The sequence below is a fragment of the Faecalicatena faecalis genome (genome assembly GCF_012524165.2).
GTDB lineage: Bacteria > Bacillota > Clostridia > Lachnospirales > Lachnospiraceae > Faecalicatena_A > Faecalicatena_A faecalis.
Window position 1 is genome coordinate 39,116 of record NZ_JABACJ020000017.1, and the last position, 13,556, is coordinate 52,671.

8 protein-coding genes are annotated in these 13,556 nt (G+C 41.9%); all 8 read left to right on the top strand.

All coding sequences use genetic code 11. The features are described 5' to 3' along the window. Positions 1–6: 6 nt before the first annotated feature. Positions 7–7,665 carry a helicase-related protein gene (locus tag HGO97_RS24605; RefSeq protein WP_216243686.1) on the top strand — a complete coding sequence of 2,553 codons (7,659 nt, stop codon included), beginning with the start codon at positions 7–9 and terminating at the stop codon, positions 7,663–7,665. A gap of 13 nt (positions 7,666–7,678) precedes the next feature. Then, the gene (locus HGO97_RS16085) at positions 7,679–8,296 is read left to right on the top strand and encodes a class D sortase (protein ID WP_216243688.1); all 618 of its coding nucleotides are present in this window, start codon (positions 7,679–7,681) and stop codon (positions 8,294–8,296) included. After that, positions 8,289–8,687 carry a hypothetical protein gene (locus tag HGO97_RS16090; protein ID WP_216243691.1) on the top strand — a complete coding sequence of 133 codons (399 nt, stop codon included), beginning with the start codon at positions 8,289–8,291 and terminating at the stop codon, positions 8,685–8,687. Before HGO97_RS16085 ends, HGO97_RS16090 begins: the two co-directional genes overlap by 8 nt. Before the next feature lie 3 nt (positions 8,688–8,690). After that, on the top strand, positions 8,691–9,380 hold the full coding sequence (locus tag HGO97_RS16095; RefSeq protein WP_005340521.1) for a SpoVG family protein: 690 nt from the start codon (positions 8,691–8,693) through the stop codon (positions 9,378–9,380). Between the two features lie 60 nt (positions 9,381–9,440). Continuing rightward, positions 9,441–10,361: a DUF6674 family protein gene (locus HGO97_RS16100; protein WP_216243694.1), complete on the top strand. Its 921-nt coding sequence runs from the start codon at positions 9,441–9,443 to the stop codon at positions 10,359–10,361. 147 nt (positions 10,362–10,508) lie between these two features. Next, a complete protein-coding gene (locus HGO97_RS16105; protein ID WP_330654285.1) occupies positions 10,509–11,249 on the top strand; it encodes a SecDF P1 head subdomain-containing protein in 741 nt (246 codons plus the stop codon). Positions 11,250–11,466: 217 nt separating this feature from the next. Then, on the top strand, positions 11,467–11,682 hold the full coding sequence (locus HGO97_RS16110; protein WP_154520135.1) for a helix-turn-helix domain-containing protein: 216 nt from the start codon (positions 11,467–11,469) through the stop codon (positions 11,680–11,682). A gap of 23 nt (positions 11,683–11,705) precedes the next feature. After that, entirely contained in the window at positions 11,706–13,439 is a 1,734-nt protein-coding gene (locus tag HGO97_RS16115; RefSeq protein WP_246597488.1) for a type I restriction-modification system subunit M, read from the top strand. The last annotated feature ends 117 nt before the right edge of the window (positions 13,440–13,556 follow it).

Here is a 13,556-nt window from a genome sequence, read left to right on the forward strand (position 1 = left end):
AAAGGTATGGGCGTTGATATGAAGGTCAAAGCGATATACGATTCTGAGATTGGTAACATCACCAGATCAGAAAAGAACTGGAAGGATGTGTTAAAGGTCGCAGGTCAGTTATACCGCTATGAATTTGACAATATCGTTATGGTAACAGCTCAGAGACCTCCGGAAAAAAGCACACTCATGGCAGATTATGATACCTGGAAAAAGGTGGGAAGATATGTAAAGCGTGGTGCGAAAGGCTGCGCCATCTTCCCGTCAAGGGCACTGAATCCACGTATGAGATATATCTTTGATATCAGTGATACCGGAGGGAAGAATGTTAAGCTGACATGGGACCTTGAGGGAGAAAATCTTAAGGATTATGTGGATTTTCTTGTGTCAGAAGGTCAGATTGAGCAGTACGATAACGGCGACAGGGAGTCTCTAAAAAATATATTAAAACAGTTTACAGGAACAGATGTTTGGCTTATAATAAAAGAAAAGTTCGGAGATCGAATGACCGAGCTTATGCAGCTATCAGGTAGTGTGATAAAGGAAGAAAGTAAGAAACGCAATGGCTTACAGCAGGAAATGGAAATGGACATGGAGCAGCTTGTATATGCAAGTGTCATGTATGCTGTAGGGACGAGATGCGGATTTGACTTATCTGTGCAAGAACAGGATTTTAGTCAGATCGTAAATATCAAAGACGAAGAGATCATTTACCGTCTTGGTTCCATTGTATGCGATGTCTCCTGTAGTGTTCTTAGAGAATTTAGTCGTAACTTAAAGGCAATCGAGAGCGAAAGGAGAATTGGATATGTTAGAAGAAATGACTTACAAGGAAGTGGACGGACTGCTTTATCCGCAGATAGAGATGCCGGACGAGACGGAGGATCTCACGAAGCTGGGCAAATACGGAAGGATGGCGATGAGTTATCTTCAGGAGAACGAGCCGGCAAGATACAAGACGCTGATGAGATTCGGGAAGATGTACGAGAAGATGTCAGCGGTAGAGGAGGAAGCGAATCAGCTGTACGACCAACTGGAGATGCAGTATCTGGCGAAGCACAAGCCACAGGATCCGTCATCGACAATGGAGATGTGGAAGATAAGAGAGCAGGCGAAGATGCAGGCAGAGGAAGTGGTACTCCATCAGGTAGTGATGCGATTCCACTAGAATCTGATGATACAGAACTGAATAGGGAACTTGATGAAATCAATTCATTGGGTGTTAGTAAGGAAGCCGAATATACACAGGCTTCCTTTTTTTTCGACCAGAACGGGCAGGCAAGCATTGGCACCATTCATACTGAGGACGAAAACAATAATCAGTTTATGCGTCAGTTCGAACAGGACAGAAAAGCTGCATTAGCAGGTAAATACAATTATCTGAATCCCAAAAAGTCTGCAACAGTACCAGGTGAGTATATCAAGCAGGTGCTTATGAGAGGTACAGGTTTTATCGGTGGCAAGGGCAGGGTATGCAAGATTTTTGAAACAGAGATTGATGCAGGAACCAGAGCAAAGCGTATCAAAGCAGAATATGGTCAGGGAGGTGCAGGCTGGCCGGTTGACGGACTGGGACTGCACGGGTATGACACATTTCATGGGAACGGACTGCGTTTTCAGTGGCGAGATGAGGATGGAGAGGTTGAAGGATATGTTTCATGGAAAGATATCGAAAAAGAGCTTGGTGTCCTTATTCTTACAGGGGAATACCAGCCTGAGACACCTCGTATTGATGAGCTTGCGATGGACGGACTCCGTGAGGATGATGAGGTCATTGATGCCGAATACCGGGAAGTGGAACCGGAAGAGGCAGAATCAGAGATTGATGATTATGCAATACCGGATGAGCCGGAGAGCTATGCTTCTAACAGAGATTATGTAAGTGCAAAAGGCATGACACCACAGGAAACTGCCGATGAAGACCGCATGGTAACACAGGCAGAATATGGTGCAGAGATAGAAGCTGAAACATCTGAAAAAGATCCATCAGAGCTTCAGTATATTACACCGATTGATTATGCCAAGCGTATTGCAGAGCTTGATGAAGACCTGCGTGATGTGGCGGAGATTCTTGTAACAGATTGCAGCTGCTACACTCCGTTTAGGGCATTCCTTATGGATGTGGTGCAGTCTGATTTTGCATTTATGCCCAATAAACTTGACCTTATCAGGGATATTGCATTAGGGACAGATAATGCAGAAAGAAAGGCATATTCCAACAATAAGTATGGTCTTGTGGAGTACTCAATCAGAAGCGGATATGTGAAGATCAGCTATAAGAACAGGAATGGTGTGCGTAAAGAAGGTGCTCTCGATTGGCGTGAGTTATATGAAATCTTATCTTATATGGTAAAACAGCCATTTTACTGCGGAGAAGACCAGAAGAAGTATTATCAGGAGACAAAGCAGAAGGCTGACAGGGATAAGATGAATCCGGTCTATAAGAGATTCTTTGATATCGAGGATAGTGTAAAAGCCAATCGTCTTGAAACCAGGGAAAGAGCAATAGCGAATGGCTGGGAAACCAAGATTGATGAGAATGGACATGTGGTTTCAGATGATGCAGTATCAGTATCTGTGGAAGATATTCAGGCTGATACAGAATCACAGGAAACTGTAGATTTTACACCAAAGCAGGAGCCAGTACAGCAAGTAGGAAGTCTTGAAAATGAGAAGAATGTTGCCGGGCAGACGAAGCACAACTTCCACTATAATCTCTGGGAAATGGAAAAAGGTGGTGCCAAGACCAGATACCAGTGGAATATGGATGCAATCCGCACTCTAAAGCAGATTGAATCAGAAAACAGGCTTGCCACACCGGAGGAGCAGAAAGTTCTGTCGAAGTTTGTCGGATGGGGCGGACTGTCACAGGCATTTGACGAGGAAAACGCAGGCTGGAGCAAAGAGTATGTAGAGCTGAAAGAACTTTTATCTGATGAGGAATACAGTGCTGCCAGGGCAACAGTAAATAACGCCTTTTACACTTCACCGGAGATTGCCATGTGCATGAATTCGGCACTTGTCCAGTTTGGTTTCAGAGGCGGCAATGTATTAGAGCCATCCATGGGTATCGGTAACTTCTTTGGAAGTATGCCGGAAACAATGCATGAAGCAAAGCTGTATGGAGTGGAGCTTGACAGCATTTCGGGAAGAATCGCAAAGCAGCTTTATCAGAATGCTAATATTTCTATCACAGGATTTGAGAATACCACATATCCGGATAACTTCTTTGATGTGGTTGTCGGAAATGTGCCATTTGGAGATTATAAGGTATTTGATCCGAAGTACAACAAGTATAACTTCCGTATCCACGATTATTTCCTTGCAAAAGCACTTGATCAGGTAAGACCGGGAGGCATGGTTGCAGTAATCACCACAAAGGGAACACTTGATAAGGCAAATCCTACTATCCGAAAATATCTGGCTGAAAGAGCAGAGCTTGTGGGAGCAGTAAGACTTCCGAATACTGCATTTAAAGACAATGCAGGAACCGAAGTGACAGCAGATATCCTGTTTTTGCAGAAGAGGGAGAGAAAGATTGATATTGAGCCTGACTGGGTGCACCTTGGTGTGACCGAGAATGGCATTGCAGTCAACTCTTATTTTGCAGAGCATCCGGAAATGATGCTTGGGGCTATGGAGTATGACACAAGGATTTACGGACAGGACAGCAGATATACAGTCTGTGTGAATGATGATGAGAACTTCAATATGTATGAAGCATTAAACAAAGCTATCGGTAATATCAAAGCACAGATGACAGATTTTGAGAGAGTGGCAGATGAGGCGGAGCAGACGGAGGAAGTTATCCCGGCTGATCCGGATGTGAGAAACTACACTTACACATTTTTTGAAGGAAAGCTCTATTACAGGGAAAATTCCGAGATGGTAAGAAAAGAAGTATCACAGACTGCCGAGGAGCGAATCCGAAGCCTTGATGAAATCAGACAGATAACAAGAGAGCTGATTGATATCCAGATGGATGGCTGCAGCGAGGAGGAGCTTTCTGATAAGCAGAGACTTCTTAATGTAAAATATGATGCTTTTGTAAAGCAGTATGGAGCCATTACTTCAAAAGCAAACAGAATCGCATTCAGGGATGACAGCGATTACCCGCTTCTTTGCAGTCTTGAGGAAGTAAATGAAGACGGGGAGGTGAAAAAAGCGGATATGTTTTATAAGCAGACGATTAAGGCAAAGACTGTCATAGACAGGGTTGAGACTGCTGTGGAAGCATTAAATGTATCCGTCAATGAATTTGGATATGTAAACCCTGCCTATATGCTTTCTATCTATGAGCCGGATATTACTAATGCAAAGGAAAAGCTTGCAGAAAAGTCCGGGCAGACAGCGGATGAGATAACGCTAAGTGATGATGCTTTGGCAGAGCTTAGAAGAGCAGTTCTTGTGGAAGAGCTGGATGGACTGATTTTCCTAAATCCTGACCGTTACAACGAGAACAATCCGGACATCGGCTGGGAGACAGCAGACGAGTATCTGTCCGGAAATGTGAGAGACAAGCTTCGTGCAGCAAAAGCTATGGCAGCGGATACAGACAATCCACAGGCAGAAAGATTTGCAGGCAATGTGGCAGCACTTGAAAAGGTGCAGCCGGAATGGATTGAAGCATCAGACATTGATGTAAAGATTGGTACGACATGGATTGAGCCGCTTGATTATGAGCAGTTTATCTATGAACTTCTCAATACGCCAAGGAGGGCAAGGGCAGTCAGAAGCCAGTTTTACAATACAGGCATTCAGGTACACTTAAATAAGATGAGCATGGAATGGTTCATCGAGAATAAAAGCATGGATAAGCATTCAGTGGCAGCTACTAAGACTTATGGTACAAGCCGCATGGATGCTTATTCTATTTTTGAGGATACGCTGAATCTTAAAACTGTAACAGTAAGGGACAGGATTGATGACGGAGATGGCAGGTATCATTATGAAGTCAATAAGAATGAGACAATGCTTGCAAGGGAAAAGCAGAACATGATCAAGGAAAAGTTCAAGGAGTGGCTGTTTTCAGAGCCGGAGCGTAGACAGAAGTATGTGGAATATTACAACGAGACATTCAATAACATCCGTCTGCGTGAGTATGACGGAAGCCACTTACAGTTTCCGGGAATGAATCCGGCGATTGAGCTAAAGCCACACCAGAAAAATGCGGTGGCAAGAATCCTTCTCGGAGGAAACACACTGCTGGCACACTGTGTAGGTGCCGGAAAGTCATTTGAGATGATGGCTGCCTGCATGGAGCAGAAGAGACTTGGACTTGCCAATAAAACCATCATGGTTGTTCCAAAGCCGCTTATCGGTCAGACTGCATCAGAGTTTTTAAGGCTTTATCCGTCAGCAAATATCTTAGTCGCTACAGAGCGTGATTTTGAAAAAAGCCGCAGAAAGCAGTTCGTATCAAGGATTGCAACAGGTGACTATGACTGTATTATCATGTCGCACTCGCAGTTTGAGAAAATCCCAATCTCAGCAGAGAGAAAGGAGCGAATGCTTAATGAGCAGATAGAGGAAATCAGTTATGCGATTGATGAGATGAAGGAGCGTAACGGAGAACGCTGGACTGTAAAGCAGATGGAAAGCCAGAAGAAAAAGCTGGAGGAACAGCTTAAATCTTTATCTGATGAGAGCAGAAAGGATGATCTTATAACCTTTGAGGAGCTTGGCGTGGATTCTATCATGGTAGACGAAGCACATAATTTTAAGAACCTTGCGATTTTTTCCAAGATGAATAATGTGTCCGGTATCAGCAGTTCGGGGGCAAAGAAGTCAACGGATATGCAGCTTAAATGCCAGTACCTGTCAGAGATAAATGATGGCAGGGGCATTGTATTTGCAACAGGTACACCGATATCAAATACCATGTGTGAGATGTATGTCATGCAGCTTTACTTACAGAAAGCGGCACTTGAAGAGATGGGGATTTATCACTTTGATTCATGGGCAGCAAACTTTGGTGAAGTGACAACAGCACTTGAACTTACTGTAGAGGGAAGCGGATTCCGAATTAAGAGCAGGTTCAATAAATTTACGAATCTGCCTGAGCTTATGAATATCTTTCGTGAGGTAGCCGATGTGCAGACAGCAGACATGCTTGCTCTTGATGTACCGGCTCTTCGTGGTGGTAAGCCTATCATTGTGGAGTCAGAGCCGGACTGGTATGTAAAGCAGGTCATGGAAAACTTTGTTGCAAGAGCAGAGCGTATCAGAGGTGGTGGAGTTGATCCGAGTGAGGACAACTTTTTAAAGATTACCCATGAGGCAAGATTATTAGGAACAGATGCAAGGCTGATTGATAAGGATGCTCCAAACAATCCAGATGGAAAGCTAAACAAGGTTGCGGAGAATGTGTGGAAAGAATATGAGAAAGGAAATGCCAACGGTCATATAGGCTGCCAGCTTATTTTTTCGGACATCGGCACACCGGGACCGGATAAGGATTTTACTATTTATGATTATCTGAAGGAGACACTTATCCAGTATGGTATTCCCGCAGATGAGATAGCATTTATCCATGATGCCAAGACGGATGCACAGAGAGACGCACTTTTTAAGGAGATGAGGACAGGTAAGAAGAAAGTTCTTATCGGTTCGACTGACAAGTGCGGAACCGGAGTTAATGTACAGACACACCTTGTTGCTATGCATCATGTGGACTGTCCCTGGAAGCCTTCTTCCATTGAGCAGAGAGAGGGACGAGGCATCAGACAGGGCAATGAAAACAAGGAAGTTGCAATATACAGATATGTTACCAAAGGAACCTTTGATGCATACAACTGGTCGCTTGTGGAGAATAAGCAGCGTTTTATCAGTCAGGTTATGACCAGCAAGGCAGTAAGCCGAAGCTGTGAGGATATCGACGAGGCAACTCTTTCTTATGCAGAGATTAAGGCGGTTGCAACTGGCAATCCGTTAATCAAAGAAAAGATGGAGATTGATAATGATGTCCAGAGACTTAAGCTTTTAAAGGCATCTTATGACAATCAGAGATATGGCTTGCAGGATAACTTTATGATTAAGTATCCAAAACTTATAAGGTCTGCAACAGAAAAACTTGCAAATGTCAGAGAGGATGTAAAGGCAAGGGATAAGGAGCTGATTGATAATCCGGAGTTTGCCATTACCATAGGCAAGGCAACTTACACAGAAAGAGTGGATGGCGGAACCATGATGCTTGAAGCTATCAGTAAGTGTAAGACAGGTGAGACAACTGCAATAGGTAAGTTTCATGGATTTGAGTTGCTTGTAGAAAAGAATTTCCTTGGCATCAATTATATGGTGCTTCGTGGAAAGACAGAGTATAAAGCTGAGCTTTCAACAAGTCCGGTCGGCAGTATGGTGAAACTTGAAAATCTGTTCAATGGACTTCATGAGAATATTGATTTCTTAGAAAAGAAGATTGAACAGTACCAGAATGACCTTGAAGCATCTAAGGCGGAATACGATAAGCCATTTGCATACAGCGAGGAACTGGAGGAAAAGCTTGCAAGACAATGTGAGCTGAATGCCCAGCTTGACCTTGAAAATGCAAAGGCTATGGATGCTGACCTTGGTGGACCTGGCGAGGAAAGAGAAGCTGATGACAGGGTAGAATCTGCAGGAATTGTAGCGGAGAATAGAGGCACTTATACAACCGACAGAGAGGGCAGAATACGATAGGAGAGTGGATTATATGAGCATACGAAAAGTAGTCGCAGGATTACTAATTATAGTAGGGATTGCCATTATGGCAGTCCCTTTTTTCTGGCGGGCAACCGGAGAAAAACAGACAGTACAGCTCATAAGTGAATTTGAGCAGACATTGGAGGATGATTACGATGAAGAAACAGATGTGGAGAAAGAGCAAACCTCCATTAGTAAAGAGGATGAAGCCATTCTTAAAGAAGGCGGTGTTATCGGCATCATTGAGATACCGGGCTTAGATATCAGGTATCCGGTAATGGAAGGAACCACAAGTAAAGTGCTTAATGCAGGGATTGGTCATATTGAAGAAACAGCAGGAATCGGTGAGAGTGGCAACTGTGTATTGTGCGGTCATAATGGCAGCAGATATGGCACATTTTTCACACCACTGAATCAGATTTCCATAGGAGATGATGTGGCAATTATCGACAAAAACGGACAGACTCATATCTATGAAGTAACAGACACAGAGGTGGTAAATCCTTATGACAACAGCATTAAGACACAGGGAGAGGAAAAGGAATTAACTCTTTTTACCTGTTCCCAGAAAGGAACCATGCGTTTTGTAGTCAGGTGCATTTATAAGGAGGCGGTGATGGATGAATAAGAGATACCGATTAAGTGAGATAGAAGAGGCAGTATCAGAAATGGAAGAGCTAATTGACATCGAGGATGATATTGCAGAGATTGATGATGACTTTCAGATAGTCGTAAGCGGCTGGTTTGTATATGTCGAAAGCATGAATCTGACACTCAGACAGGGAATAGCCTGTGTATGGGATGCGGAGGAAGGATTATTTATGCCTGATTTTGATGTGACTATCGTGTATGAGGGGAACATTGAAACACAGGAGTGGCTCTATTACGAGCAGGACGGAATGGTCGTTACACTTGGCAACTGGCTTAATGGCAGATTGTCTTGTGAACAGATAGAACAGCTTTGGTGTGAGCTTATCATACCGGAGCAAAACAAAGAACAAAAAGAAAGCGAGGAATAGCATATGAAGTATTCAATTAAAGTAAACGAAGTAAGAGCAAAAGAGGGCAGCAACATCAAAGGATTTGCAACAGTAGTATTCGGTGACTCATTTAAGATTACCAATATTGCAATCCTTGAGAATAAGGACAAGGGAGAGCTTTTTGTATCAATGCCTAGATACCGCTCCAATGAGCGTGATGAAAGCAATGGTGTGATTTATAAGGATGTGTGCAATCCTATCACAGCAGAGTTTCGTGAGGAACTCTATACCAATATCCTTGATGCCTATGCAAGAATTAAGGAACCGGAGAAAGAGGAGACACAGAAGCAGGAGCGTACACAGGAAATGCCGGAGTTTTCCGTAACTGTGACACCTTATGAGAGGGAAGGTAGTAACATCAAGGGACTTGCACGCATTTATTTTGAAAACAGTTTCATCGTAAATAATATCAATATCGTGCAGGGTAAAGAGAAAATCTTTGTATCAATGCCTTCTTATAAGACAAAGCAGGTGGATGAGCAGGGCAAGCCAATCTATCAGGATGTCTGCTATCCGGTCACAAAGGATTTCAGGGAAAAACTCTATAATGAGATTATCTCTGAATATGAGAAAGCAAAGGATAAGAGCAACGAAAAGGCAAGAGAGAGTGCAGAGAAACATCATGGTAATCCCGATAAAGAGAAGGACAAAGAGGCAACGCCCTTTCGATAATTAGTAATCAGAGTACAGGGGCGGCCAAGGCTGCCCCACTTATAGAATGGAGGAAACAGAATGGATATGGAAGCAGGAAAAACACTTACCAATGAGGAGGTCATAAGAGAACTTCTCGACTTATTAAAGAAAAATGCCATGAAAGAGCAGGCAAACGATGTATTTGAGATATGCAGCTATGTGGATGGACTGGAGAAAAAGATTGATTCCATGACGGAAGAACTCACCAATATGCAGAATCAGATCAAAGAAATGCAGGAAGATACACTTGTCAATAATGCTAAAAAGGCATTGTCGGAAGCACAGGAGCGACTTAATGCCAGATGTGAGCAGATAAAGTCGCAGGTATTGGAAGTGAAAGCACAGGTCAAATCTACAGCAAAGAGCATAGTTGATGAAGCAAAGGCAAAGGGAAGAGCTGCATTATACAGGCTGTCGGAGTTTTTAGGAATTAAGAAAAGGCTTCTTGATATCCGAGAGAATGTAAGAGGTGCAATCAAGACCACGGATAAGGATATAGCAAAGACAACACTTCTTGCAAAAGGATTTCGTGAAGCAGGGCAGACAGCAGCTAATGCATTCCGTACTTTTGCTGACAAACCGGAGGTAGATTATTCTCAGAAAGAGCAGAAACATCCCATTACAAAGGCAGTACTTGCTCCGATGAAAGCAGTGAAAAAGATGCTTGTATCAATGGAACTTCATTTGGATGCATCTATTGATAAGCTGGATAATTTGGCTATGAATGTGAAGCTTTATAAGGAAAAGGGTATGGAGAATATGAAGAAGCAGGAGCAGACAGAGCCGGAGAGGGCTGAAGCAGAGAGAGTGGAAGCAGAGGTTGTATACTCTCCAATGGTCGCTGAGCCGCAGGAGTATCAGTATAATGCAGATGCATTTGAGGCTAGAGGTGCGGATGAGGTGAAGCAGGAAGCGGCACATGAGGAAGCACCGAAGGTAAGGGGAGATAAAGCCAGATAGTAGTGAGGACGTATCATCAGAAATGGTGGTACGTCTTTTTTTGGTGGAATGGGGATGTCATTTATGATATAATTTACTTATATTTATGGTTTTTGATATTGGTGAATAATCTCATATAGTAAGATTGAATTGGAGGAAATAGACATAGTGTATTGTTCAAAATGTGGTAAACAAATGGATGATAGTTCAACATTCTGCTCAGGCTGTGGGGCACCATTACAGAATCAAATTAATTATGCAGTACCGGATATTAACAAATCTCGTAAGCCTGGATTTGGAGTAGCAGCACTTGTGCTTGGTATAGTGGGAGTATTAGCATGGATTATTCCAATAATTGGATTACCAGTTGGAATTATAGCTTTGGTACTTGGAATAATAGGATTAAAGAAAAGTAGTAAAGGAATGTCAATAGTGGGTATTGTATTAGGTATTATATGTCTTGTGTTGACAATAATAAATAGTGCAATCGGTGCATATCAAGGATATCATGGTGAAGCATGGTTTCAAAAAGGTTCAAATACTATAGAAGAAAATGTCAGTAATGATCAGCCATCAGGGAAACAAGAGACAAATGTATTCACATTACGGGATAGTGATGGGAATATACTTATGACTGGTGGAATAAAATCGGCAGAAGCAACAATGGTTGATAATGGCGACGGAATCAAGAAGGCAGTAGTACAAATAGAGTTTGATGATGAATCAACGAAAACATTTGCAGATATTACTACAAATAATATTGGAAATACGATAGGTATTTATTTGAATGATGAAATGATTGCAAATCCAAGGGTAATGTGTGCAATAACTGAAGGTAGTTGTCAAATAGAAGTAGATACATATGAACAGGCTCAGGTATTGTCTGAGGCACTTGAAAAGTGCAAATAATATTTGCAATATGGAAGTAAATTGTGCCAAGTCCCGTTTTTTGGACATTAAATGATATAAAATAGGAATCAAGATAGAAGTATTCTGCCTTGGTTCCTTTTTTCTTTAGAAAATAGCATTTGATATTTGCAAATGCAAATTGTATATTCGCAATTTGTGTGCTATACTTACAATGATGGTATTAGATTACGACAATTGTTAGAGAGAGGAAATACATATGGCAATTAGTTATAATGGATTGTGGAAACTACTGATTGATAACAATATGAAAAAGGGAGATTTGTGTGCCAAGACTGGTCTTAGTTCCAGTACAATAGCAAAGATGACAAACTGCGAGTCAGTTAAACTATCTGTTCTGGAAAAAATCTGCAAAGAGCTGGATTGTAACTTTGGAGATTTGGTTGACTATGTACCGGATGAAGAAGAAAAGTAAATTACCTTATGGAGGAAAATGAAATGGCTACGAGAAGTGCAAAAATAGATCAGAAAGCAGACCTGATATGGGCAATAGCAGATAAGCTGACCGGAGTATATAAACCACATGAATATGGAGATGTTATATTACCGCTTACAGTAATCAGACGTTTTGACTGTATTCTTTCCGATACAAAGGATGCAGTTTTGCAGAAATATGAGGAAGTAAAAAATCTTCCGATGAAGGATGTTTTACTTCGTAAGGCAGCAGAAAAAGATTTTTATAACACCAGCAAATATACATTTGAGAGGCTTATGGATGATCCTGATCACATTGAAGAGAATTTCAGAGATTATTTGAATGGATTCTCAGAAAATGTGCAGGACATCCTTGAGAAGTTCAAGTTTGATGGTCACATCACCACTATGGCAAATAAGGGAATTCTCTATATTGTTTTAAAGGAATATACAACAGATAGAGGAAATCTTCATCCGAATGAAATCTCTAACCTTGAAATGGGATATATCTTTGAAGAGATTATCAGAAGATTCTCCGAGTCTCATAATGAAGATGCGGGGCAGCATTATACTCCAAGAGAAGTTATCCAGCTTATGGTTAATATTCTCTTCTATGATGATAATGATATTCTTTCTGGCAATAATGTAGCAAAGACAATTTATGACCCGGCATGTGGAACCGGAGGTATGCTTTCTGTTGCAGAGGAATATTTACATAGTCTGAATGCTTCTACAGAGCTTGTATCCTTCGGACAGGAAATCAACGACCAGACATTTGCAATCTGTAAGGCGGATATGCTGATTAAGGGGAACAATGCGGATTATATCAAGGATGGCAACACATTATCGGATGACCAGTTTGCTGGCAGTACCTTTGACTATATCCTTTCAAATCCACCTTTTGGACGTGAGTGGAAGAATGAAAAGGCGAAAGTAGAGGAAGAGGCAAAGCTTGGCTTCGGAGGAAGATTTGGAGCAGGACTTCCGGCGGCAAGTGACGGACAGATGCTCTTTCTTATGACAGCAATATCAAAGATGAAAGACATTGATAAGGGTGGAAGCAGAATTGCAATCATTCATAATGGCTCGCCACTTTTTACAGGAGATGCGGGAAGCGGACCTTCTGAGATCAGAAGATATATTCTCGAAAATGATCTGCTGGAGGCAATCATTGCTTTACCCAATGATATTTTTTACAACACAGGAATTGCAACCTATATCTGGGTATTGTCAAATAAAAAGGCCGGTACAGTCAGAGAAGGTAAAGTACAGCTAATCAATGCTAATGAGATGTATGTGAAGAGAAGAAAGGCATTGGGAAATAAGCGAAATGATATATCTGAGGAGGATATCGCTGAGATTACAAAGATTTATGGTGATTTTAAAGAGAGTGAAATCAGCCAGATTTATGATAACGAGGATTTTGGTTATACCAAGATTACAGTAGAAAGACCGCTCCGTGATGAAGAAGGTAATCTGGTGTTGAAAAAGGGAAAGAAACAGCCGGATACGAGTCTTCGTGATACGGAAAATGTTCCGTTAAAAGAGGATATCAAAGAGTACTTTGAAAGAGAAGTACTTCCATTTGCACCGGATGCATGGATTGATGAGAAAAAGTCAAAGGTGGGATATGAGATTCCATTTACAAGATATTTCTATAAGTATGAAGCTCCAAGACCATCAGCAGAGATAATGGCAGAGATTATGGATTTGGAGACAGAACTGTCCGGAAGTCTTGAGGAGGTGTTTGACCTATGAGAGAGATGAAGGATAGCGGAGTGGAATGGATTGGGGAGATACCAGAAGACTGGAATGTAGGAAAGACATTGTATGCATTGTCTATGCCAATTACAGATGGACCACACGAAACTCCAG

What these genes read in the sequence shown, in the direction of transcription:
- HGO97_RS24605 (WP_216243686.1), top strand. Translation starts at nt 7, where the DNA reads ATGGGCGTTGATATGAAGGTCAAAGCGATATACGATTCTGAGATTGGT.
- HGO97_RS16085 (WP_216243688.1), top strand. Translation starts at nt 7,679, where the DNA reads ATGAGCATACGAAAAGTAGTCGCAGGATTACTAATTATAGTAGGGATT.
- HGO97_RS16090 (WP_216243691.1), top strand. Translation starts at nt 8,289, where the DNA reads ATGAATAAGAGATACCGATTAAGTGAGATAGAAGAGGCAGTATCAGAA.
- HGO97_RS16095 (WP_005340521.1), top strand. Translation starts at nt 8,691, where the DNA reads ATGAAGTATTCAATTAAAGTAAACGAAGTAAGAGCAAAAGAGGGCAGC.
- HGO97_RS16100 (WP_216243694.1), top strand. Translation starts at nt 9,441, where the DNA reads ATGGATATGGAAGCAGGAAAAACACTTACCAATGAGGAGGTCATAAGA.
- HGO97_RS16110 (WP_154520135.1), top strand. Translation starts at nt 11,467, where the DNA reads ATGGCAATTAGTTATAATGGATTGTGGAAACTACTGATTGATAACAAT.
- HGO97_RS16115 (WP_246597488.1), top strand. Translation starts at nt 11,706, where the DNA reads ATGGCTACGAGAAGTGCAAAAATAGATCAGAAAGCAGACCTGATATGG.